Source organism: Allochromatium humboldtianum (assembly GCF_013385175.1).
GTDB lineage: Bacteria > Pseudomonadota > Gammaproteobacteria > Chromatiales > Chromatiaceae > Thermochromatium > Thermochromatium humboldtianum.
In genome coordinates, this window is the sequence record NZ_JABZEO010000003.1 from 46402 (window position 1) to 71141 (window position 24740).

Sequence of the window (24740 nt, forward strand, 5' to 3'; positions counted from 1 at the left end):
CATATTCGCGCTCGACCCCAAGACCCTGTCCTTCATGGTCGGCGCCAGCAACCTGCTGTTCGCGCTGCTGGCCACGCTCTACATGCGTCAGTCCCGCACCGACAACCCGGCACTGGAACTCTGGCGTTGGGCATGTCTGATCGTGGGCGTCGGCTTTTTCCTGAATCTGGCCAGCGGGATCTTTCCCGACCGGATGCCCGCGTTCATCGGTAACCTGCTCCAGGTGCTGGGCGCGGGTCTGACCCTGGCGGCCTACGCGCGCTTGCTGGAGCGCTATCGCTGGCTGCGACCCCTGATTATCCTGATCGCGGTCTGCTTCGTACTGCTGTCATCCGTCAGTCTGACGTTCGATACTCAGGGGCCGCGCCTGCTGGTGTTCTCGGCGACGATCGGTCTGTCGTATGGCCTGATGGCCTGGCTGTTGTTGCGAGCCGATGAGCGCGATTGGCTGCGCACCCTCATCGGCGCGATCGATGGTCTCATGGCCCTGGTGATGTCGGTGCGCGTGCTCAAGGGTCTGGCGCTGGCCCCACTGGTACGCTTCGATACCGATCCGCTGACGCAGTTGCTGTATCTGATGCTGTTGCTGACGGTGACGATCAACGGTTTCGGCTTTCTGCTGCTGGCCAAGCAGAAGGACGACCGGGCGCTGCTCCACGCCTTCGGCGAGCTGGCCCAGGCCGACGAAGATCGCCGCCGGTTCCTGGCCGAGGTCTCCCACGAGTTCCGCACGCCCCTGGCCTCGATCAAGGCGTCGCTGGACTCACTGCGTTTTCTGCAGGCCGGTCTCGCACCTGATATCGTCCGTCGCCTGGACGATATCCGGCTCTCCACGCGGCGCCTGATCCGGGTGTCCGAGGGGCTGCTGAGTCTGGAACGACTCGAACGTCCGGCTGGTCCCGAGCACTGGGTCGAGCTGGATCCGGCCGCCCTGCTGCGGGAGGTGCTCGACCTCTACCCGCCCGAGATCGCGGCGACGGCCGAGTTGCCCGAGACGCCGGTGTCGCTGTGGGGCGATCCGCTGCAACTGCGCATCGCCGTTCAGAATCTGATCGACAATGCCATCGAGCACACGCCTCCCGAATCCGGCGTCCCCGTGCTCGCGCTGGTCTGCACGGAGTCCGGGCTGGAGATTCGCGTGGCCGATCGCGGGCCGGGGTTGTCGGAACGCGACAAGGCCCGAATGTTCAGTCCGTTCTACAACGCCAGGGGTGAATTCGCCCGCGGTCTGGGGTTGACGATCGTCCAGCGGATCGCGCACCGGCATGGCGGCGAGTTGCACGCATTGGACAACCAGCCACGGGGCGCCTGCATGGTGCTGTGCCTCCCCCAGACCGCCGAGCGCCCGAAACTCTCGTCGAGTGAGAGGTTTTGAGAGCCGCTGCGCCGTATTTTCTTATAGGATCGCACCGGGTCTCGTCGTGTCGGCCGCCGTGTCGCCAGGCGATCCGAATCTCAGATTGACACTCGACGCTGGGTTGCGCTGGAAGGGCTTCGATGGTTCACGGGTCTCGCCTTCTGCAAAACGATCGCTTCACGAGACGCGCCGCCCGGCTGTTGCTCGGCCTGCTCATGGTGTTCTTCGGCGTCGAGGCGCTGGCCCTGGAGCCGGTGTCGCTCCAACTGCGCTGGAAGCACCAATTCCAGTTCGCCGGCTACTACGCGGCCCTGCACAAGGGGTTCTATCGCGAGGCCGGACTCGATGTCCATCTTCTGGAAGGCGGACCCGGCGCCGATCCGGTGGCCGCCGTGCTCTCAGGCCGGAGTGAGTTCGGCATTTCGATCTCCAGCCTGGTGATCGATTATCTCAAGGGCAAGCCGGTCGTGATGCTGGGTCCGGTGTTCCAGCATTCGCCGAACGTGCTGCTGGTCCGGGGCGAGAACCGCCACATCTCCGAGCTGGGGCTGCCGGGGGCCGGCCCCATCGCGCTCATGGGCGGCGACCAGGACGTCGAACTCAAGGTCATGTTCCTCAACGAGGGCATTCCACTGGAACGGTTGCGGATCGTTCCCGACGAAAACCATCTGACCGACTTTCTCGACGGTCGAGTGGAGGCGCTCAATGCCTATGTCTCCAACGAACCCTTCGTCCTGCAGCAGGCCGGCATCCCCTTCAGCACCCTGCGCCCGCAGAGCTATGGCATGGATTTCTATGGCGATCTGCTCTTCACGACCCAGGCGCTCGTCGAGCAACACCCGCAACGGGTCGCGGCCTTCCGTGCCGCCTCACTGCGCGGCTGGCAGTATGCCCTGGAGCACCCCGACGAGATCGTCGACCTGATCCTGGAACACTACGACACCCAGGGCAAATCCCGCGAGCAGTTGCAGTACGAGGCGCAGGCGCTGCGACGGCTCATCAATCCCGAGGTGATCGAGCTGGGCCACAGCAACCCAGGGCGCTGGCGTCATATCGCCAACACCTTCGCCCGTTTCGGTCTGGTCGAGCCGGATCGGCCCCTGGATGGATTTTTCTATCAGCCTGACCCGGATGTCGACCTGACCTGGCTGTATTCGGCCCTGGCGATCAGTCTGGCGGTGCTCGTGCTGGTGGCCGGCATCACCCTGTATATCCATCGCGCCCATCGCCGTCTGGCGCGCGCCATGGCCGAGAAACAGCGCAGCGAGGAACGCTATCGGGTCATCTTCCAGTCCTCGGCCTCGGCCGGCATCGTCTGGCGCGAGGGGTTCATCGTCACCGACTGGAACCATCAGGCCGAGTCGCTGTTCGGCTGGTCGCGCGAGGAGGTGCTCGGTCGCAGCTACATGGACTTCCTGCTGCCGGAAGCCGAACGCCGACAGCTGGCCGAGGATATCGCCCAGGTGGTGCAGGACATCTCACACCGGCCGCACGGCATCAACGACAACCTCACCCGCGACGGCCGTGTCATCAGTTGCGAATGGTTCAACGCCTGGCTGCCGCGCCAGGAGGGCGAGCCGCAGGAGGTGATCTCGCTGGCCATCGACATCACCGAGCGCCGCCGGCTGGAGGAGCAGGTCCGGCAACTGGCCTTCTTCGATCCGTTGACCCGACTGCCCAACCGGCGTCTGCTGGATGACCGGGTCGAGCAGGCCATGGCGAATGGCCAGCGTCACGGCGAATGCGGGGCGCTGCTGTTCATCGATCTGGACAACTTCAAGCCGCTCAACGACCGGCATGGCCATGACGTGGGCGATCTGCTGCTGGTGGAGGTGGCTCGACGTCTGGTGGAATCGGTGCGGGCCGTCGATACCGTGGCCCGTTACGGAGGCGACGAGTTCGTGGTGCTGCTGCAGCATCTGTCGGTCGATGTGGACAGGGCGCGCGCGGATGCCCAGCGCGTGGCCGAAAAGCTGCTGGCGCGTCTGACCGAGTGCTATCGGCTGTGTCGTCCGGGGGATGCGGCTCCGGTGGAGCATCGTTGCAGTGCCAGTATCGGGCTGGTGCTGCTCGATGGGCTGGACGGCAAGGAGGCGGTGTTTCGGCGCGCCGACATGGCCATGTATGAAGCCAAGCGCGCCGGGCGCAGTCGGATTGCGCCGGCGTGACGACGGTCGGCACGGAATACCGCGCCGGCCTTGTCGGCGAGCACGCCTGCCGGAAAGCGATAGGCGGATCCGGATCGTTGCAGCCTGCTCGCCAAATCGCTCCGGCCTAAGCCGGCATCCCGACCTTGTAGCCCGACTCGCCGGTCCAGTAGCCGTCGCACAGACCCGAGGGCGCCCAGTCGCGCAGGCGCGCCGTGCCCTCGGCCGGGTCGAGATCGCCGGTCAGACAGTCCGCGAAGGTACGGACCACATCGGCGGTATGCTTGGACTGCGGACTGATGCGCAGCAGATCCACGCCCAGGGCACGCACCTCATCGAGGGACGCCAGCAGGTTGTGGGTGCCGGCCGACTGGGTCTGGATGCCGTTGAGGCTCAGGAACTCCTGGCCCTCCTGGGTCGTGACCAGCACGCCATCCGGATAGTCGCCGCAGCAGAACTCGCAGTTGTCCTTGCCCAGTCCACGGTTGTAGGCCGTGAAGCAGCGCGCCGAATAGGCCAGCGGCAGTCGGCCGAAGGCGAACAGCTCGCACTCCACGCCCTCGGGCCGACGCTGGAGCAGCTCGGCGGCCGTCGCCCGACCCAGCTCCACCGGCATCACCCAGCGCTTGAGTCCGCGCTCGGCCAGGAAGGCGAGCGTGCGATGGTTGTAGAGATTGATCGAATGCCCGGCGACGAAGGGGCGCCCTTCCAGAAAATCGAGCGCGGCCAGGTCGCCCGCTTCGATCATGAAACGCTCATCGGCACAGATCCGCTTGAGGGTCTTCAATTCGCCGTCGGACTCGATCAGGGCCAGGGTCGAGATGACGGCTTGCTTGCCGGCGGCGGTCACGCGCTCGGCCAGCTCCCAATAGTCCTCGGGCTTGAGCTGACGGCGTTTGGAGCAGATGGTCTCGCCCAGATAGACGACGTCCACCGGGGCTTCGAGCAGTTCGGCATAGAAATCGAGCACCTGCTCGCGCGGCCACAGATAGAGGATGGGGCCGAGCGAGAGACGCGGGCGATGGGCTGGGGTGTTCAAGGCTGACATGGGTGGGTTCGAATCGTTCGCTATCGGATCAGTGCCAGGTGCGCTCGTAGGGACCGATGGTGGTCTGCGCACCCTCGGAGACCTGCGCCAGGATCTGGTTCCAGCTCTCCTTGGGCCGGAACGCCTGCGGATTGCGCTTGCAGCTGTCGATCGCCTCGCGCCAGACCTTGGCGACCTGGGTCACATAGCGCGTGCTGCGCTGGCGGCCCTCGATCTTGATGGCGCTGACCCCGGCGGCCAGGATGTCGGGCAGGATGTCGAGCGTGTTGAGACTGGTCGGCTCCTCGATGGCATGACGCAGCTCGCCGTCGATCTGGTAGCGGCCCTTGCAGATGGTCGGATAGCCGGCCGCCTCGCCGTGCGAACGCCGCTCCAGCAGCACGCCGCCGAGGCGCGTCTCCTGACCCTGCGGCGTGTCGCGCCACTCCACATGCGAGGCCGGCGAGCAGGCGCCGAAGGTGTTGGGCGACTGGCCGCTGGCATAGGAGGACAGCAGACAGCGCCCCTCGACCATGACGCACAGACTGCCGAAACCGAAGATCTCGACCGGGACCGTGGTCTCGCGGATCAGGTGCGCGACCTGTTGCAGCGAGAGCACGCGCGGCACCACCACGCGCTTGATGCCGAAATGACGCTGCATGAAGCCGATCGCCGCCGGATTGGTCGCCGACCCCTGAACCGACAGATGCAGATTGACGTTCGGATGACGCTCGGCGGCATAGTCGAGCACGCCCATGTCGGCGAGGATGATGGCATCGACCCCGAAACCGGCGGCGCGGTCGACGGCCGCCGTCCAGCGCTCCCACCCCTTGGGCTGGGCATAGGTGTTGATGGCGACGAACACCTTGACCCGGCGGTCATGGGCGTATTTGACGCCCTCGGCGATCTGCTTGTCGTTGAAATTGAGACCGGCGAAGTGGCGCGCGTTGGTATCGTCGCGAAAACCGATGTAGACGGCATCGGCGCCATTGTCGACGGCCGCCTTGAGCATCGGCAGATTGCCGGCGGGACAGACGAGCTCCATGGTGTTTGGACCCCCGAGGATCAAGCGGTGTTGACGAGTCGATGAGTGGAAAGGGTGTCGGCGCGGTCGCCCTGGCGGGCGCCGCGACGGAACAGTTCGGCCTCGATGGCGTTGAGCACCGCCCATTTGCGGTTGCACCAGTCGGGCGCGAGCAGGATGTCGCGCGAGGCCGTCCCGGTCAGACGATGATAGACCACGCTGGCCGGCGTGCGTTCGACCAGATCGGCGCAGATGGCGACATAGTCGTCCATGGCGAGCGGCTGATAGTCGCCCCGTCGCCAGTCGATGGCCAGCCGGGTGTGACGGACCACGTGCAGCGGATGGACCTTGAGTCCCTCGACGCCGAGTTCCAGCACCCGGTCGAGGGTTGTCAGCGCCTCGGCGTGGCCCTCGCCCGGCAGCCCGACGATGAGATGGGCGCAGACCGGGATGCCGCGCCGATGCGCCGCCGTCACCGCCGTGCGGTACTCGGCTAAGCCGTGACCGCGATTGACGCGCTCGAGCGTTGCGTCGTTGGCCGACTGCAAGCCCAGCTCCAGCCACACCTCCTTGCCGCGCGCGCGATAGCCGGCGAGCAGGTCGAGCACGGCGTCCGGCACGCAGTCCGGGCGCGTGCCGACTGACAACCCCACGACATCCGGGTGCGTGAGTGCGCTGTCATAGCGTTCGCGCAGCACCGCGATCTCGTCATAGGTGTTGGTGTAGGTCTGGAAATAGGCCATGAACCGGCGCGCGCCCGTGCGTTTGGCGAGCACGCCGCGTCCGGCGTCGAGCTGCGGGTCGATCTCGGGCGAGCGCTTGGCGTTGGGGCCGAAGGAGACGTTGTTGCAGAAGGTGCAGCCGCCATGTCCCTTGGCGCCGTCGCGATTCGGACAGGTGAAGCCGGCATTGAGCGCGAGCTTGTGCACCCGCTGGCCGTAGCGCTTCAGCAGATACTGACCGAAGGTATTGACGCGATCACTGAGCGCGCGATGTGGAGCGGACGGGGAAGGCATGGGTCTGACATCAACCGAGCGGCGGCGATCGGCGTTCGATCCGGACCCGTCAGTATAGTGATCAATCGCGCCTCCTGCAAAACGCGCATCCAGTTCATTCACGACCGCTGCCCTAGAGCCGCAACCGAGACGACGGATCCCGCTGGATCATTCGCTCGGTGGTATCCTGGATACCGTTGCTGCTCGGATTTCTGATAGCTGTCCTGCGGCTCTCGCGTCCTTACCGACCGAATATTTCGATCAATCGTACCAATCGCCCATTGAGCCAAGACACCCGCCTACCCGACACGCCCCAGGCACTGGCCGAGCGCCTCAAGACCTGGGGACGTGAACTGGGCTTCCAGCAGATCGGCATCACGGACACCGATCTCACGGACGCCGAGCCGCGTCTGCGCGACTGGCTCGCGCGCGGCTATCACGGCGAAATGGACTACATGGCCCGTCACGGCGCCAAGCGCTCACGCCCGGCCGAACTCGTGCCCGGCACCCTGAGCGTGATCTCGGCGCGGATGGACTACCAGCCCGAATCCCGCGCCGCCATCCATGAACGGCTCGCCGACCCGGCCGGCGCCTTCATCTCACGCTATACGCTCGGACGCGACTATCACAAAGTCCTGCGCCGGCGACTGCAACATCTGGCCGACCGACTCGCCGCCCACATCGGCCCCTTCGGCCATCGCGTCTTCGTCGACTCGGCGCCCGTGATGGAAAAACCGCTGGCCGAAAAGGCCGGACTCGGCTGGATCGGCAAACACAGCAATCTGGTCAACCCGCGCGCCGGCTCCTGGTTCTTCCTCGGCGAGATCTACACCGACCTGCCGCTCCCGCCCGATCAGCCCATGACCGATCACTGCGGACGCTGCCAAGCCTGTCTCGACGCCTGCCCCACAGGCGCCATCGTCGCCCCCTACCAGGTCGATGGCCGACGCTGCATCTCCTATCTGACGATCGAACTCAAGGGCGCCATCCCAGAACCGCTGCGTCCCCTGATCGGCAACCGCATTCACGGCTGCGACGACTGCCAGCTGGTCTGCCCCTGGAACCGCTTCGCCCGACTCACCGAAGAGACCGACTTCCTGCCCCGTCACGGCCTGGACACGGCCACCCTGATCGCCCTGTTCGCCTGGGACGAACCGACCTTCCTCGCACGCACCGAAGGCTCCGCGATCCGACGCCTCGGCCACGAACGCTGGCTACGCAACCTCGCCGTCGCGCTCGGCAACGCCCCAGACTCACCGCAAGTCCGGACTGCACTCGAAGCCCGCGCCGACCACCCCAGCCTACTGGTGCGCGAGCACGTAGCCTGGGCGCTTGCCGGACGCTTCCCCTAAAGCGCCGGCCGCAACCACCGACGCTCAAGCGACTCGGGCGCCGGTGGTCGGGGGCGTCGACGGCATGGATGCCGTCGTCGAGCCTCCAGGGATGGATTCACGGCGACCCCCGACCGCCGGCGCCCGAGTCGCCACTGCCACCAACACCGCCACCGCAACCACCCGAGCCCCCCCGCTCACACAATCCCCGCTCGACCGCGATCACCGCCGCCTCGACCCGCGAATGCACATCGAGCTTACGCAGAATCGCCTTCACATGCAGCTTGACCGTCCCCTCCGAGATCCCCAACGCACGCGCAATGGTCTTGTTGCTCTGCCCCTCGGCCAGATGACAGAGGATCTCCTGCTCGCGCGGGGTCAGATCCGCCGCCCCGCCACTCACGACAGTCACAGGCTTAGACTCACCCCGCACCGCCCGCGCCAGCACCCCCATCAACTCAGGCGCCACCACCGTGCGCCCCTGCACGATCTCACCCAAGGCCGCGATCAGCGCATCCGGCTCCATATCCTTGAGCAGATACCCCTGCGCCCCACTCTGGAGCGAATCGATCACATCGCGCTCCTCGGCACTGGTCGTCAACATCGCGATCGGCATCGACTGATGGGCCGCACGCAACCGGCGCAACAACTCCAGCCCGTTCAGCCCCGGCATCCGCATGTCGAGCAGGACCACATCGGGACGGGTCGCGGCCACCCGCTCGATTCCAGTGCTGGAATCGCCCACGGCCGCCACCACCTCGATACCGCGCCGCTCCAGCAACTCCTGAAGCCCAAAGCGAAACAAGGCATGATCATCGATCAGGAGTACGCGCATCGATCCGCCTCCAGGCCCTGAGTCTGACGTCCGGGACGACGGCCGGCATCGAAGACGATCTCCACCCGCGTCCCCTCCCCCGGCTCGCTCTCGATACGCAGTTCTGCACCGATGCGCCGCGCGCGCTCCTCCAGGATCGACAACCCGATGCACTCGCCCGGCGGGGATTGCTCATCCGGCGGGCTGAAACCGACCCCATCGTCCTCGATCAACAACACATGCCGCCCGCCGCTCTCGCGCGTCAGCAACACCCGCACCGTATGCGCCTGAGCGTGCTTGCGGATGTTGGCCAGCGCCTCCTGAGCGATACGCAGCAACTGCAACTCCTCGGTCGCCGACAGCTCGAACGGACGGCTGTCGTTCTGGAACAGCACATGGGCGCCGGTCTCACGCCCGAGCCGCTGGGTGAGCTTGGCGAGCGCCGGCACCAGCCCACGCCGGTCGAGCGGCGCGCGAAAGCTCGCCAGCAGCTCGCGCAGCTCGGTGTGGGCCTCGTCCAGACCATTGCGGATGCGCGTGAGATCGTTGCGCGCCTCGGGCGGAATGGAACAGCCGGCGAGCGAGTCGTCGAGCATCCGGCACTGGAAGCGCAGACTGGCCAGGGTCTGCGCCAGTGAATCGTGCAGCTCGTGGGCGAGCGCGTTGCGCTCCTCGACGATCGACAGCCGGTGCGCCTCGGCGTCCGAACGCTGCTTGGCGATGGCCATGCCCAAATGATGACCGACGGTGAACAGCAGATCCATGATGTCCTCGCGCCCCTTCAGGCCGGGGCGATCGAGGAACAGGCTATAGACGCCGAGCAGCTCGTCGCGATGCTCCAGCGGCACCGTGACCACCTCGATCTCGGAACTGGCGAACATGCGCCGGCCATAGAGGCGCGAGCAGTAGCGCGCGTCGTTGTCGCACAGGATGTCGCCGGGCGCGAGCACATTGCCGCACAGACAGAGATCGACCGGCGCCATGTCCGACTCGCGCACCAGATCGTCGTTCAACCCGATGGAGCCGATCAGCCGCCGCGTGCCGTCCGGCAACACCAGACGCACCGTCGCCGCGCGCGCGTTGATCATCTCCTTGAGCACGCGCAGGAAGCGCAACAGCAGTTCCTCCACGCTCTCGGTCTGATGGATGCCGGCGGCCACGTCGTAGAGGATCTTGAGCGAGGCGGTCTTCTGGGCCAGACGCCGCGTCTGGCGCGCCACGCGATCGTCCATGTCCTCGTAGAGACCGGTCAGCTCCTCGTTGAGACTGCGGATGTCCTGAGCGATGCCCTGCAACACCCCGGTCTCGGTCAGACTGTCGCCGGCCCCCGGCTCGCCCTGACAGACCTGGGTCAGCGAATGCTCCAGACGCACCAGCGGCCGCAACAGCCGATCGCGCAGCCGTCGCCAGACCAGCACGGTGCAGGCCAGTCCCAGCGCCAGCATCCCGAACAGACTCCAGCGCGCCCAGGTCGCTTCGGGCCAGGCGACCTGGGCGGCGAGCAGCGCGGCCAGACCGGCAAGCGTCAGGCCCAGCGCCCACAGCGGGCGCCTCAGATCGGCCGCGCGCAGGATCTCGTGGACGCGCCGATCCAGGGTCTCGCGGCCCTGGCCCCCGGAGTTCGGAGCGATGCGCCGACCGGAGAGCCGCGTCGTCGTGGCGGCCGTCACCGGGGCTGAACTCCCTCGGGTCGACTCAAGCGTGCCTGGACGATTGCGACCAGTTCCAACGCCGACTCAAAGTCGAAACGATCGATCAGACGCGCGAGTTCAGCGTGCTCATCGGGCATGATGGCCGCGAGTCGCGCCGCTTCGTGCTGGCAGAGCGTATTCGCACGCGCGTTGTCTTCGTTCAGCAGCGCCGCCAGCTCGTCGAGCAGGGCGCGCGCCTGCTCGGGATCGAGGCTCGGATCGGGTGGACTCGACGACCGGGCGGGCGTCTGCGACTGCTCGACGGCATTGCGCAGGGCCAGCAAGGCATGATCGATGGCGTCGATCGCCTCGACGAGCCTGTCGGGAGCCTCGAAGGCCTCCGGACGACGCGCCGCCTCGAGCGCCCTGGCCTGCTCGGCGATGGCGACCAATCCCAGGGTGCTGGCCACGCCCTTGAGTCCGTGCGCCAGACGCGCCAGGGCCTCGCCGTCGCGGTTGGCCAATGCCTCGGCGAGATGCTTGGGGTCATCGGCATGCGAGCCGATGAAGCGCTCGATGAGCTTGAGATACTTCTCCTGGCTGCCGCGCAGACTCGCCAGCCCCTGACGCAGATCGATGCCGGGCAGGACACGGATGGCGGCCAGCAGGTCGGCGCGACGCGCACCCGAGCGCTCGCTCCCCGCCTCGTCGGTGGCGGCGGTGTTTGCCGTCGACCGGGAGCCGTCCGCTTGCGCTGGAGCCGTACCAGGACGCTCCGGCAGCCAGCGCAACAGGGCGTCGAACAGATCCAGCGGCTCGACCGGCTTGGGCACGAAATCGTTCATGCCGGACTCCAGACAGGCGCGACGGTCCTCCTCGAAGGCATTGGCCGTCAGGGCCAGGATCGGCTTGTCGCGCCAACTGGGCAGGGCGCGGATGGCGCGCGTGGCGCTCAGGCCGTCCATGACCGGCATCTGCACGTCCATCAGGATGAGGTCATAGTCCTCGCCGGCGGCCATCTCCAGCGCGACCTGACCGTTCTCAGCCGTCTCCACGCGCAACCCGACGCTGTTGAGCAGCTCCAGCGCCACCTCGCGATTGATCGGATTGTCCTCGGCCAGCAGCACGCGCGCCCCGGCACAGCGGTCGCGCATCTCGGACTCGGCGGCCAGCCGATGGGCGTGCGTGACGATCAGTCCCGGCTGACCGGGCTTGAGACTGACCGTGAACCAGAAGGTACTGCCCTGCCCCGCGATGCTGTCGGCGCCCGCGTCTCCGCCCATCATCCGCGCCAGTTGCGCCGTGATGGCCAGACCCAGCCCGGTGCCGCCATAGCGGCGCGTGGTCGAGGTGTCAGCCTGTTCGAAGGCCTGGAAGAGCTTGGACTGCTTGTCGGGCGGGATGCCGATGCCCGTGTCCTCGACCTCGAAGCGCACCCGCAACACCGCCGCGTCGCGCTCCAGCAGACGCACGCGGATCGTCACGAAGCCGGCATGGGTGAACTTGACGGCGTTGCTGGCATAGTTGAGCAGGGCCTGACGCAGGCGTGTCACATCGCCGCGCATCCAGGGCAGATCCGGGGCCAGGTCGACCTTCAGACTCAGTCCCTTGGCGCGCGCCTCGTCGAGGATCAGCGAGCTGACCTGATCGACCAGCATCACCGCCGAGAAGTCCTCGTCGGACAGTTGCAGCTTGCCGGCCTCGATCTTGGACAGATCCAGGATGTCGTTGATCACGGTCAGCAGATGACGCGCCGCGCTCTCGATCTTGTCGAGCCGGTTGATGTTGGCCGGCTCGACCAGCTCGCGGCGCAGCAGATGCGCCAGCCCCAGGATGGCGTTCATCGGCGTGCGGATCTCGTGGCTCATGTTGGCCAGGAAGGCGCTCTTGGCGCGCACCGCGCTCTCGGCCAGTTCGGCGCGGCGGGCGAGTTCCGCTTCCATCTCACGTTGCGGGCGGATGTCGCGCGCGAAACCGACCGTCCCAAGCACCTCGCCGGTGTCGTCGATGATGGGCGCCTTGAAGGTCTCGTAGATGGCGCCCGGATTGGTCACGCTCGGCATCTCGACTGTGCGCTGTGAGGCGCCGGCCATGACCTCGGTGTCGTCGGCGCGGTAGCGCTCGGCCATCTCGCGCGGCCAGAGTTCATGGTCGGTCAGACCGACGATCTCGCTGGGCGCGCGTCCCTTGGCCTCGGCGAAGACCCGGTTGACCGCGACGAAACGCCCCTCGCGGTCCTTCATCCAGGCCAAATGGGGCAGGTTGTCGATCAGCGCCTGGAGCGAGCGTGTCTGCTGGCGCAGCTCCAGCGTGCGCGCCTCGACCATTTCCTCGAGATGATGACGGTACTGTTCCAGCTCCTCGGCCAGACGCTTCTGTTCGGTGACGTCGGCCTTGACGGCCAGATAGTGCGTGATGCGTCCATCGGCCTGACGGATGGGCGAGATGCTGGCCAGTTCGGTATAGAACTCGCCGTTCTTGCGCCGATTGATCAGCTCGCCGTGCCAGACCTCGCCGCGCAGCAGCGACTCCCAGAGTTCGTCAAAGATTTCAGGCGGGGTCAGACCGGATTTGAGGATGCGCGGATTCTGGCCGAGCGCCTCGGTGCGCGAATAGCCGGTGTTGGCGGTGAAGGCGTCGTTGACGTATTCGATGCAGCCGTCCAGATCCGTGATGACGATGCTCTCCGGACTCTGCTCGACGGCGAGCGAGCGCTTGGTCAGTTCGGACTCGATGTGCTTGCGCTCGGTGATGTCGCGAAAGACCCCGCGCCGCCCGAGATAACGCCCATCGGTGCTGAACACCGGATTGCAGATGTGCTCGACCCAGTGCTCGCGTCCGTCGCGTGCATGCAGGCGCAACTGGATGCAGTCGTGGTCGGCGTGGCAGGATTCCAGGACTTCGTTGAAGTGCCGCATCCAGTGTGCGCGATCCTCGGGATGGATCAGACGCGCGATCAGATCCGGGTCCGCCAGGAATTCACTGGCCGTGTGACCGCTGAGTTCGCGACAGGCCGGCGAGACGTAGCGATACCGACCGTCGGGACCGAGCCAGTATTCCCAGTCCGGACTGTATTCGGCGAGCACCTGATAATGCTCGCGGCTCTCGCTCAGACGCTGCGCGTCGCGCTGACGCTCGACATAGACGGCGATGTGCGAGGCCACGGCCTCCAGCAGCGCCTGCTCCTCACGCAGGAAGATCGATGAATCGAGTCCGGGCGGCGGCGGCTCGCGATAGGCCACCAGGATCTCGCCGGCCTCGCGGCCATCGACCAGGATGGGCGAGCGCAGCATCCGGTCGCCCGGGGCGAACCCCGGCGTCTGGAAGCCGGTCTCCGGCAGGAGGATGCACGCCTCGGCCAGATCCGGGAACTGCCAGGCCTCCGGCAACCGCTCGACCACCCGTTGCAGGACATCCTCCATGGGCGCTTCGTGACGGTTGGTCTCGCGCAGGACGTCGTAGAGTCCGCGCATCTCCTTGAGACGTTCCTGGAGTTCGGCTTCGTGTCGCTGGAGCCGTTCGCCATAGGCACGGAGCGCCTGACGCTGACGCACCGACTCGGTGCGGTCGAGGATGGCGCAGACATAATCATCGCTCTCGCCCTCGAAGTCCGACAGGGGCGCGACATGCAGATCGCCGATGAAGGGCTCGCCGGCGCGACCGTGGAAATGGATCTCCTTGAGCGTCAGGGTCTTGCGCGCCTCGGGCAACTGCCGCTTCCAGAGTTCGGCCACCAGGCCGCGATCGGTCTCGCCGATCAGGCGCGTGAAATAATGCTGGTGGATGTGCGAATGCTTGAGTTCGAAGAGATCCTGGGCGGCGTAGTTGGCCTCCTTGATCAGGCCGTAGCGGTCGACCACCAGCTCGGCGATCGGCAGACCGTTGAAGAAGGCCGTGAAACGTTCCAGGGCCAACTGGGTCTGACGCTGACTGCGGAGCAGTTCATCGTTCTGGATCTGCAACTCGACCTGATAGATCCGCAGACTCTCGACCATGGCGGTGAGTTCGGCGTTGGCGCCCTGCAACAGCTCGTCGGCAATATGGAAGCGCCCCTGATGCAGCGCCGTCAGGGCGCGCTCGCGGATCTCATCGGCGGATAACTCATCCCCCCTGTTCGGGAGGTTACGGGCGTCCGGCTGTATGGGGTCGCGATCGGTGTCTTTCATTGATTCGGGATTCGTTGGCGCGGGGGCGCTGTGCCCGCGCGTTGGAACTTTCTCTGAAATATGGGGGATATTGCACCAGCCGAACCAAGGATTGCTATCCTTTTGAGGCATTCGTCACAGTTTTTCATCGAGTTGGCGGGCAATCTCAGCGCCTCACACCAGAGTCCGCCGCTTCGACGAGACTCAGGAGATCCGCCCATCCGGCGAGCTTCGCGCCCGTCCAACCTGGCAGCCCGAGATCATGGTCGATACCCAAGGAACCCAGCCCTCTGTCAATCCGCCACCGTCCAACCGCCGCACCCTGGGTTCCGTGCTGCTCTATGCCGTGTTCGCCAGTCTCTGGGTGTTGGTGTCGGATCTGCTTTTGGAGCATCTGCTCCAGGATGCCGCCCAGCTCGCCCTGGCCAGCGCGCTCAAGGGAATCCTCTTCGTGGCCGTCACCGCCGCACTGCTCCATGCGCTGCTGCGGTCGCCCAATGACCTGAGCGTCGCCCGCGGAGCCAAACCGAACGGCACGGCCATGGTGCGCTTCCAGTGGTGGCCGTTCCTCGTGCTCGCCGGTACGCTGGCGGCTCTGACGGCGGGGGGCATCGTCCACAATCACCACCATGAACGCTCCGATCAGGCCGAACGCCTGCGGGCCATGGCCATACTCAAGCAGAATCAGATCGAGAATTGGCTCTGGGAGCGCGAGAAGGACGCCCGTTTCATTCACACCAGCCTCTTTCTGGCCCGGCTCTACGAGGACTGGCGCCAGGGCGATGCCGAATCCGGCCGGCAGCTCCAGGAGCGGCTGCAACAATTCATCGGTTCACACACCTTCGGCGCCATCACCCTGCTCGACCCGCTGGGCCGGACGCTCTGGTCCAGTCACGAAGCGCCGCCCAGACTGGCCTCCAGAGTACTGAGCGCGGCCGCAACGGCCAGCTCGGATGGTCAGATCCATCGCATCGATCCCTATCTGGGTCTGCGCGACAATCCACGGCTCGACTTCCTCGTCCCACTCGCCCAGACCCGGCCCGCCCCTGTGGTCGTCCTGCATGGCGACCCCGAATACTGGCTGAACGAAAAGGCCATGGCCGGCCCGGAGATCGGCCAGACGGTCGAGACCCTGCTCTTCTGGCGTGATGGTGATCGGCTCCTGGTTCTGGGGCAGGTCGCGTCTCTGCGATCCGAGTCCGTCTCCCGTTATCAGTCATTCGACGACCCCGACTCACCAGCCCACTGGATGTGGGCGGCGGCCGCCGAACCCGGCGCGATCGTCACCGGCCTCGACGATCGCCGGCAGCCCGTCATGGGAATCGTCGTCCCCATTCCCGGAACCTCATGGTTTCTGCTCGCCAAGATGGATCACAACGAGATCCTCACCGGGTTCGTCCAGCGCTCCATCTGGATCACGCTCGCCGGACTCCTGGCCATCTTCATGAGCGTCACCGGACTCTACCTGTTGCGCCAGCGCCAGCAGCTCCAGCAACGCGCCCATCTAGAGGAACTCGTCGCGGCCCGTACCCTGGAACTGCGCCGGATGGAAGTCGAGCTGGCACACCGCGCCGAACTGGCCGAAAGCGCCACGCGCGCCAAGAGCGCCTTCCTGGCCAACATGAGCCACGAGATCCGCACCCCCATGAATGCCATCCTGGGACTGACGCATCTGCTGCGCCGCGATGGCGTGACGGCGACGCAGAACGAACGTCTGGGCAAGATCGAGAGCGCCACGCGCCATCTGCTCGCCATCCTCAACGACATCCTGGATCTCTCCCGGATCGAGTCCGGACGGCTGCAACTTGAGAATGCCGACTTCGTCCTCGAATCCCTGCTCGATCAGGTGCGCTCGCTGGTGGCCGATGCAGCCCAGTCCAAGGGGCTGACACTGACCATCGAGAGCACCGGCCTGCCGCGCTGGCTGCATGGCGATGTCACACGTCTGCGTCAGATTCTGCTCAACTATGCCAGCAACGCCGTCAAGTTCACCGAGCGCGGCTCGGTCGTGCTGCGCGCCCGGCCCGTCGCCGAGGACGACAGCGGCGTCCTGGTACGCTTCGAGGTCGCGGACACGGGGATCGGCATCGCACCCGAGCAGCTCGCGAGCCTGTTCCGGGCCTTCTCGCAGGCCGACAGCTCGACCACGCGCCGCTATGGGGGCACCGGACTGGGGCTGGCCATCAACATGCAGCTGGCCCAACTCATGGGCGGCGAGACCGGCGCCGAGAGCACGCCGGGCGTGGGCAGCACCTTCTGGCTCCAGGTGCGGCTCGGACGCGGACAGGGTGATTCGAACGACGTGTCCGAAGCCCATGCGCTGGCCGAACAGCGACTGCGCGCGCACCATGCCGGCGCCCGCCTGATCCTGGCCGAGGACAATGCCGTCAACCGCGAGGTCGCGCTGGATCTGCTACAGGCCGTCGGGCTACAGGTCGATACCGCCGAGAACGGGCGCGAAGCCGTCGAGCTGGCCATGACGGGCCGGCACGCGCTGATCCTGATGGACGTGCAGATGCCGGTCATGGATGGACTGGAAGCGACCCGCCTCATCCGCAGACTGTCGGGCTGGCGCGACAAACCGATCCTGGCCATGACCGCCAATGCCTTCCAGGAGGACCGCCGGCACTGTCTGGAGGCCGGCATGAATGACTTCGTGCCCAAGCCGGTCTCACCGCGCGATCTGTTCGAGACGCTGCTGCGCTGGCTGCCCAAGACCGAGTCCGATCGGATTCCGGCCTCCGGCCCGGTCAGCGCGCCCCCGGCGCCGCCTGGACCCGACACCGAGGCCGCCATCGCGCGGCTGAGCACGTTGCCGGGTCTGAATCCGGCACAGGGCCTGGCGGTCATGAGCGACAACCAGACGAAATATCTCGCGCTGCTGCAACGTTTCGCCGACAACCATCGCGACGACACGCGCAAGATGAGCAGGGCGCTGGAGTCCGGGAGCAAGGCGAGCGTGCGCGAACTGGCGCATACCCTCAAGGGCGTCTCGGCCACGCTGGGCGCGAACGAGATCGCCGAGGCCGCCACCCGGCTGGATGCCATGCTCAAGGCCGATCCCGATCTCCAGGCCAAGTCGATTCGCACAGCGATCGACCGGATCGCGACGGCTTTCGCGCCCCTGACCCAGGCGCTGGCAGAACGGCACACAGCGTCCAAGACCGAAACGGCGTCGATTCCGTCCGCCTCCCCCGATCACCGGGAACAGCAGGAACGTCTGATCGCAACACTCATCGCCCGGCTGCGCGAGAACGACACTCAGGCCATCGCGCTCCTGCGCAGCGAGCGGTCCCTGTTGCAGTCGAGTCTCGGAGAGTCGTTCGAGCGTGTCGAGCGCCACCTGCTTGGATTCGAGTTCGAGGAAGCACTCGAACTCGTGGAACGCATCCAGTCCGAGTCTGCACCGGCACACTCGCTCTGAGGTGACAGCTTTCGGTGATGTGCGGTCCCTGCGCCGGGGGCGATCGAATCGAGAACAGGATCACAAAACCGCGCTTGGTTTGGGCGCGAGAAAACACTATCCAGTATAAATCGATCTCATTTTCTCCATGGAGCGCGCTGAGTCGCCATGACCGCTCAAGCCCTTGCCCAACGCCAGACCTCGAATCGCTCGCTCTATCCGTCCAAGCCGGTGTTCGAGGCCGCGCTGAACGTGGTGCGCCGCGCACCCGTACCCCAGATCCCTGACGTGGTGATGGCCCTGCGTCGCGAGCTGACACGCCCCGAGCCGGATCTCAAGGCAGCCTCGGACCTCATCGCCCTGGATCCGGTGCTGACCGGGCAGGTGTTGCGCGTCGTCAACTCGCCGGCGTTCAATCTGCCGGCGCAGGTGGCCGGCGTCCATCAGGCCGCCGGGCTCCTGGGGCTGGCGCGTCTGACAAATCTGGTGACGGCCGAGGCGATCAACCGTCTGCTGGAGGTCAATCAGGGGCCGGTGCGCGTACTCTGGGAGTCGATCCTGGGGACGGCGCGCATCGTCACCGCCGTGGCGCGTCTGACGCCGGACATCGGCGAGGACGAGGCCTATCTGTTCGGCATCATGCATGATGTCGGCAGTCTCATCTTCGCCAATGTCACCGACAACTACATCGCTGAGTGGAGTTTCCGCGCCGACAGCACGCCCAGCGAGCTGCTGATCCACGAGCGCGCCACGCTCGGCACGGATCACACGGTGGTCGGGTTCCTGCTGGCGAACAACTGGAAGCTGCCTGAGTTCATCGCGCTGGCGATCCTGCATCATCACGGCACACGCCATCTGGAGGCCGAGGATCGGCGCATCCCGCGCCTGATCGCGCTCGGGCAGCTGGCGCATTATCTCGTCGCCCTGGCCAACGGCACCGATGAGACGGCCGAGATGCTGGAGTACCGCGATCAGGCCGGGAATATGCTCGACATCGGCGAGCCGGAATGGGAGGCGCTCTGCCGGCAGGCCGTGAATGGCGGCTGGTGAGTTGGCCTCTGAACATCACTGGCGTGGCGTGATGCGTGTTCCGTCGGCCAGCTCGCGATCGGGGTGGACGATCACGGATGCACCGACCTCGACGCCGCGTCTCAACTCAGTCTGGAGTGCGCCGCGCCGTCCGATCTCGATCGGGGTGAGACGGGCGCGTCCGTCGACCGCTCGAAACAGCGCCCAGCCCTCGCCGTGCCGAAACAGGCTGGAGGTCGGCGCCTGGAGCACGTCTTCGGCCTCCCAGAGTACGAAACGGGCGTTGACTCGATAGCCGTCGCCCAGCCGCGTCCAGTCAGTTTGGGGCGCAAGCAGTTCGGCGATGACCCAGACCCGTTGCTCTTCGACGCCGAGTGCCGAGATCTTGGTGAAGGCGACCGGCTCGATCCGCTTGATCCTGGCCTCCAGGGGACTGGACTGCCCCCAGCGTTCGATCCGGACCCGCATCCCGACCGCCAGCCGCACGGCGTCGGCTGAGAGCACATCGACCTCGATCTCCAGCGCACGCGGATCGCCGAGTTCCAGGATCGGATCACCGGCGTGAACGACGCGCGCACTCTCGGACTCGCGCTTGAGCACGACGCCGGCGATCGGCGCTCTGAGTTCCAGCTGCCCCTGTTCCCCCGCCGCCAATTCTCCGGCATATTCCAGTTCCGCCAATGCAGCCAGTCGATCGCGCTCGGCGCTCTGGACGCGAAAGCGCGCCGCCTCCAGTTCCGCATCGCGACCAAGCGACTCGGCGCGCGACTGATCGAGCTGGGTGCGCGAGACCATCCCCTGTCCGGCCAGATGCTCGATGCGCTCCAGTTCCATCCGCGCCAGATTCGACGACGCCTCGGCCGCCGTCACCGCCGCGTGGGTTGCGGCCAGATCGGACTCGGCGCTCGCCAACCGCGCACGGGCGCGTTCCTGACTGCGCCGATCCAGCACCGGCGAGACCTGGGCGTCGAGAACGGCGATCACCTGCCCGGCCCGAACCGGATCGCCGACCTCCAGTTCCAGCCGCTGCAACTGACCATCGACCGGCGCCGAGATCCGATAGCGCTCGACGACGCGCGTGCGGCCCTCGGCCACCAGGGTGACGGCCAGCGGACCGCGCGTGACGGGTTCGACGTCAACCAGACGCGGCACGGGACGGAAACCCCAGATCAGGAGCGCGAGCAGCGCCACGGCTCCCAGTAGCTGGCCGACACGACGACGGATGAGCAGACCTTTGACGTTCATTCGCGAGTCTTGAGTACGGCGACCAGATCCAGCCGGCGCAGACGGCGCGCGACCAGCAGGCCCGACAGGAGCGCGGCGACCAGGATGACGCTCGCCGCGAAGGCGAACACGCTCGGCTCCAGGATCAGCGGTATCCGATAGAGTTCGGACTCGATACCGCGCACGATGAGCGCGATCAGCCCCCAGCCGATGCCGAATCCGACCGGGATGGCGATGGCGGTCAGGAGCGCCAGCTCGCCCAGCAGGATCGCCGTGATCTCGCCGAGGCTGAAGCCTAGCACCCGCAGTGTCGCCAGTTCACGCGCGCGCTCGGTGAGCGTGATGCGCGCATCATTGTAGACCACGCCGAAGGCGATGCTGCCGGCCAGGAGCGTGCTGACGAAGGCAAAGCTCAGCACGATCTCGGTCATCGAATCCATGAAGCTCTGAATCGCTGTGAGCCGGTCGGTCACGCCCGCCACCCGTGGCGCGGCCTTCAATTCGGCCACCAGCCGATCGCGCGCCCCTGGCTCGACCGCGAGCAGCGCGCCGGTCACGGCCTCGCCCTCGCCGAGCAGCCGGTTGAGCGCCTCCAGATCCATATAGGCCGAAAGGCCGGTGAACTCGCGCACCAGCCCCGCGACCACGACCCGATGCCGCTCGCGCCGTCCCTCCAGGATCTCGACCTCGACCCGATCACCCACGCCAACACCGAGCAACTGTGCGAGCTGATCGCTCAGGACCAGTCCCTCGGCGGGCAGTCTCTGAACCTGGAGCCGATCGTCGAGGATGCGCCGCAAGCGGCTGTCCGGTTCCAGCCCCTGGATCGCCGTCGACTGACTAGCATTGGCCTGACGCAGACGCACCGCGACCTGACGGGTCGGCTCAGCCCAGTCGACGCCGGGCCGCGCGCCCAGTTCGAGCACCACCCGACGGGAGGTCGGCTCGCTGAAAGTGACGGTTAGATCGTCGCGCTGCGCCAGCCCGTACTGGACCTGGATCAGATAGTCCAACGCCCCTTCCTGGAAGCGCCCGACCATCAGGATGCCGCAGGCCAGACCGATCCCCAGGATCGAGAGCAGCGACTTGAGCGGACGGCGCTCGATGTGGCGCAGGATCATGCGCGTCGGCTGGCTCAGAAAGCGCTGAAGTCCGAACCGCTCGACCAGCGTGGGCCGATAGCGCGGCGGCGGCTCGGGCTGCATCGCCTCGGCCGGCGGCAGACGCACGGCGCGGCGAACGGCGGCGAGCGTGCCGGTGAGTCCGGCGCCCAGCGTCACCACAGCGGCCAGCGCAATCACCGGCGGGCGCAGACTGAACTCCAGATAGGGAAAGTAGAAGAAGCCGCGATAGAGTTCCGCCATCGCCAGTCCGAACCAGAGTCCGGCCCCCAGGCCGATGACCAGTCCGAGCAGGATGATCACCAGCGCCCAGCGCACATAGTGCCCGCCGATCTGCCGGGCGCTGTAGCCGAACGCCTTGAGGATGGCGATCTGGTCGCGCTGGGCGCCGATCAGACGCCCCAGCACCACGTTGAGCAGAAAGGCCGCCACGCCGAGGAAGACACCGGGGATGAGCCGTGCCATACCGGCGAGCTGTTCCAGTTCGGCATCGAGATAACGGTCCGAGAGCTGATCCGAGCGCTCGATCGCGCCCAGACCGCCATAGGGTTCGAGCAGGACGTCCAGCCGCTCGATCACGTCTTTGGGACGCCCTTCGCGGGTGAGTGTCAGCAGCAGATCATTGAAGGCGCCATCCATGTCATAGGCGCGCGCCAGCGGCTCGCGGTTCATCCAGAGCACGCCGTGGCGCGCGAAATCGGGAAAGAGATCGCCCGGCTTGATCTGATAGATGTACTCGGGCGAGACGGCGATGCCGACGATCGTCAGGCGCTGGAGACGTCCGTCGATGATCGCCGACAGATGCGCGCCCGGTTCGAACTCATGCGCCTCGGCGAACGCCTGGCTGACCACGGTCTCGTCGTCGCGACCCGGCTCGGGCAGCCGACCGGCGAGCAGATGGAGCTGGTTGAGTCCGTCACGCTCGGGCAGCGAGACCAGCACCCCAGTGGCCGGATCGGCGAAGTCCGGGATGTCCAGATTGACCGCCGCCGCCACCCGCGTCTCGACCTGCCGGACGCCTGGAATGGCCGCGATCGGCTCGCGCAGCGACTCGGGCGCGCGCTTGAGCGAGACGAAGACCTCGGCGAAGCGATAGTCGCGATAGAAGGCATCGCGCGTCAGGGTCAGCGAATCGAGCGTGGCCAGCGACATCAGCAGCGTCGACACCCCGCCGGCGATTACCACGGCGATGGCCAGCACTTGACCGCGCTGGTTCCAGAGTTCACGCCAAAGCTTACGGTCGAGCGCGCTCACCAGTGGATCTCGCGCGGGGCGACCCGCTCGGGATTGGTGCGCACCGACTGAATCCGCCCATCGGCCATCAGGATCACGCGATCCGCCATGGCCGCGATGGCGGCATTGTGGGTGATGACGGCGGTCGTCGTGCCCAGCTCACGGTTGACCCGCTCCAGCACCTCCAGCACCCGCACGCCCGTGGTCGAATCCAGCGCCCCGGTCGGCTCGTCGCACAGGAGCACGCGCGGACGCTTGGCGATGGCGCGCGCGATGGCCACGCGCTGCTGCTCGCCGCCCGAGAGCTGAGCGGGGAAATGATCGAGACGCGCGCCGAGCCCCACCAGATCGAGCGCCGCCTCGGGCGTCATCGGATCTTCGGCGATCTCGGTGACGATGGCGACGTTCTCGCGTGCGGTGAGACTGGGGATGAGGTTGTAGAACTGGAAGACGAAGCCGACGACCTGACGGCGAAAGGCGGTCAGCGCCCGCTCTCCGGCCTGAGTCAGATCGCGCCCGGCGGCGATCACCTGACCGCCGGTTGGCGAATCCAGACCACCCAGGATATTGAGCAGTGTCGACTTGCCGCTGCCCGATGGTCCAAGCAGCACCGCCAGTTCGCCCGGATAGAGATCGAGATCGACGCCCCGCAGGGCCTCGACCCGCACCTCGCCCATGACATAGACCTTGGTGAGTCCGCGCGCCTGGAACACAGGCGCGGCAGACTCGCTGTCGTGACCCTGAATGGGTCGCGGGGCCGAACCACGCGATCCACTCATTTCACGCGAGGATCAGCCCTGCTCCAGCAGACGACGCAGGTCGATGACCGCCGCATTGGCACGCGCGATGTAGGAAGCCATGACCAGCGAGTGGTTGGCCATGGGGCCGAAGCCCGTGCCGTTGAGGATCAGCGGACTCCAGATCGGCTTCTGGGTTTCCTGAAGCTTGAATATGATCTGATTGACCGAAACCAGAGCGTTCTTGCTCTTGAGCATGGGCTCGAAGTCGAGAGACAGCCCCTGGAGCACATGCAGCAAGGCCCAGGTGTAACCGCGTGCCTCGAAGAAGACGTCATCGATCTGCGACCAAGGCGTGCGGGACGTGATCAGGGACTGGCCGCCTGCCGGATTCGCTGAGCGGGCGGCCGCTTCGTCGCCCTGATCGGTCTCGACTGCATCCTCGCTCACGGCCTGGGACAGACGATGTGCCAGACTGCCCAGACGACGTTCGACGACCTGGAGATAGAGTATCAGGTTATCGGAACGTGCAAAAAATTGCGCCTCGCGTCGGGTGAGACGGTTCAGATAGCTTTCGAGCGCCTGGATGCCCCGACGATATTCGGACTCACTCGAGGGCAACATCCAGGACTCGGTGTTGTAGTTGAACTGCGGCTGGGCGAGCAGCAGATCAGGATCCTCACCCGACTGCGATTGCGCACGGGTCAGCTCGTTGCGCAGTGCATTGGTTATATCGCGCAACTCGGTCAGAGCGCCGAATTCCCAGTTCGGGATGTTGTCCAGATAGACGCCGGGCGGGAAGATGTCGTTGCTCAGAAAACCGCCGGGCTTTTCCAGCAGGGTCTGGCCGATGCGGATGGCGGTAGCCGCAGTGTAGGCGCCGGTCACCAGCCGGCTCTCGTCGCCGCCGACCGTGGCCAGTGCATTGGCACGCACGTCGAAGGTCTCCGGCGAACGCGACCAGAGCATTCCCAAAACGACCACCACGACCAGGTAGGTGACGACGAACAGCCCCAGGGTCCAACCCATGCCGCGCTCGCGCCAGACCTTCGGATTGTAGACTTCCAGCAGCCGGGTCAATCGATCCTTGATCGACTGGACAGGGTTGAAGTTTTTCAAGGATGTTTTGACACCCATTCATGTTCTCCGTTGAATTTTCATCAGTTCCTCCGCGAGAAACCCCGTCCTTCAGGGCGGGGAGGGATAGCGGCTACGACCTCGCCGCCGCCGAAAATAGGTGCAGGCTTTCCACCTGCCGGGCCGCAAGGCTCTGCCCGTAAGGGCCTAGTGACGGAGTCGGGCCGGCATTCCCGACTCGCTCCCCTCGGGGACGTTACGCCTGGGTTTTTGCACCCTCTCGGGTCCGTCCCTGGTGGTCGCACTGGCTTCAACCCCGTAGGCCTGTTTAACGACCAGCCGCAGTGTCCGGAACTGAGGAAGCATTCCGGAGTGCCTATTGCACCGGCTTGCGCCGGATTCCACGCTAACGGAGCCATCTCAACGTCTTGCCTCGACTCAATGG

The 24740-nt window shown here is 66.1% G+C and carries 15 protein-coding genes; 5 read left to right on the forward strand and 10 right to left on the reverse strand.

Features of this window, described 5'->3' with window-relative positions:
• Nucleotides 1–34: 34 nt before the first annotated feature.
• Nucleotides 35–1375, forward strand: a complete 1341-nt coding sequence (locus HW932_RS04935) for a sensor histidine kinase (RefSeq protein ID WP_176975391.1) — start codon at nt 35–37, stop codon at nt 1373–1375.
• A gap of 122 nt (nt 1376–1497) precedes the next feature.
• A complete protein-coding gene (locus HW932_RS04940; protein WP_176975392.1) occupies nt 1498–3525 on the forward strand; it encodes a diguanylate cyclase domain-containing protein in 2028 nt (675 codons plus the stop codon).
• A 106-nt stretch (nt 3526–3631) separates the two neighbouring features.
• On the opposite strand, the gene ubiV is transcribed toward HW932_RS04940, so the two are convergent.
• The 3 genes from ubiV to mnmL are packed head-to-tail and all read right to left on the reverse strand — an operon-like array spanning nt 3632 to nt 6571.
• Nucleotides 3632–4552, reverse strand: a complete 921-nt coding sequence (ubiV, locus tag HW932_RS04945; protein ID WP_176975393.1) for a ubiquinone anaerobic biosynthesis protein UbiV — start codon at nt 4550–4552, stop codon at nt 3632–3634.
• Nucleotides 4553–4580: 28 nt separating this feature from the next.
• Nucleotides 4581–5576 carry a ubiquinone anaerobic biosynthesis protein UbiU gene (ubiU, locus tag HW932_RS04950; protein WP_176975394.1) on the reverse strand — a complete coding sequence of 332 codons (996 nt, stop codon included), beginning with the start codon at nt 5574–5576 and terminating at the stop codon, nt 4581–4583.
• A 20-nt stretch (nt 5577–5596) separates the two neighbouring features.
• The gene (gene mnmL, locus HW932_RS04955) at nt 5597–6571 is read right to left on the reverse strand and encodes a tRNA modification radical SAM protein MnmL/YtqA (protein ID WP_176975395.1); all 975 of its coding nucleotides are present in this window, start codon (nt 6569–6571) and stop codon (nt 5597–5599) included.
• Nucleotides 6572–6831: 260 nt separating this feature from the next.
• Here mnmL and queG point away from each other — a divergent pair, with 260 nt between their 5' ends.
• Entirely contained in the window at nt 6832–7902 is a 1071-nt protein-coding gene (gene queG, locus HW932_RS04960) for a tRNA epoxyqueuosine(34) reductase QueG (protein WP_176975396.1), read from the forward strand.
• A gap of 97 nt (nt 7903–7999) precedes the next feature.
• On the opposite strand, the gene HW932_RS04965 is transcribed toward queG, so the two are convergent.
• Genes HW932_RS04965 through HW932_RS04975 form a run of 3 tightly spaced genes read right to left on the reverse strand, consistent with a single transcriptional unit; the run spans nt 8000 to nt 14492 of the window.
• On the reverse strand, nt 8000–8716 hold the full coding sequence (locus tag HW932_RS04965; protein ID WP_176975397.1) for a response regulator: 717 nt from the start codon (nt 8714–8716) through the stop codon (nt 8000–8002).
• Entirely contained in the window at nt 8701–10365 is a 1665-nt protein-coding gene (locus HW932_RS04970) for a sensor histidine kinase (protein WP_425485095.1), read from the reverse strand. Before HW932_RS04970 ends, HW932_RS04965 begins: the two co-directional genes overlap by 16 nt.
• Nucleotides 10362–14492: a PAS domain S-box protein gene (locus HW932_RS04975; protein WP_176975398.1), complete on the reverse strand. Its 4131-nt coding sequence runs from the start codon at nt 14490–14492 to the stop codon at nt 10362–10364. Before HW932_RS04975 ends, HW932_RS04970 begins: the two co-directional genes overlap by 4 nt.
• 241 nt (nt 14493–14733) lie before the next feature.
• Between HW932_RS04975 and HW932_RS04980 the strand changes: the two genes are divergently transcribed.
• The gene (locus HW932_RS04980) at nt 14734–17895 is read left to right on the forward strand and encodes a response regulator (protein WP_176975399.1); all 3162 of its coding nucleotides are present in this window, start codon (nt 14734–14736) and stop codon (nt 17893–17895) included.
• Nucleotides 17896–18042: 147 nt separating this feature from the next.
• The gene (locus HW932_RS04985; RefSeq protein WP_176975400.1) at nt 18043–18924 is read left to right on the forward strand and encodes an HDOD domain-containing protein; all 882 of its coding nucleotides are present in this window, start codon (nt 18043–18045) and stop codon (nt 18922–18924) included.
• Nucleotides 18925–18939: 15 nt separating this feature from the next.
• Here the strand turns inward: HW932_RS04985 and HW932_RS04990 are convergent, their stop codons facing one another.
• The 4 genes from HW932_RS04990 to HW932_RS05005 all read right to left on the reverse strand — a co-directional run bounded on the left by HW932_RS04990 (nt 18940) and on the right by HW932_RS05005 (nt 24355).
• Nucleotides 18940–20148: an efflux RND transporter periplasmic adaptor subunit gene (locus HW932_RS04990; protein WP_176975401.1), complete on the reverse strand. Its 1209-nt coding sequence runs from the start codon at nt 20146–20148 to the stop codon at nt 18940–18942.
• On the reverse strand, nt 20145–22502 hold the full coding sequence (locus HW932_RS04995; RefSeq protein ID WP_176975402.1) for an FtsX-like permease family protein: 2358 nt from the start codon (nt 22500–22502) through the stop codon (nt 20145–20147). The genes HW932_RS04990 and HW932_RS04995 overlap by 4 nt, the downstream gene beginning before the upstream one ends.
• Nucleotides 22499–23158, reverse strand: coding sequence for an ABC transporter ATP-binding protein (locus HW932_RS05000; RefSeq protein ID WP_222932249.1), 660 nt, complete (start codon nt 23156–23158; stop codon nt 22499–22501). Before HW932_RS05000 ends, HW932_RS04995 begins: the two co-directional genes overlap by 4 nt.
• 114 nt (nt 23159–23272) lie before the next feature.
• Nucleotides 23273–24355, reverse strand: a complete 1083-nt coding sequence (locus HW932_RS05005; RefSeq protein ID WP_176975403.1) for a DUF2333 family protein — start codon at nt 24353–24355, stop codon at nt 23273–23275.
• Between the last annotated feature and the right edge of the window lie 385 nt (nt 24356–24740).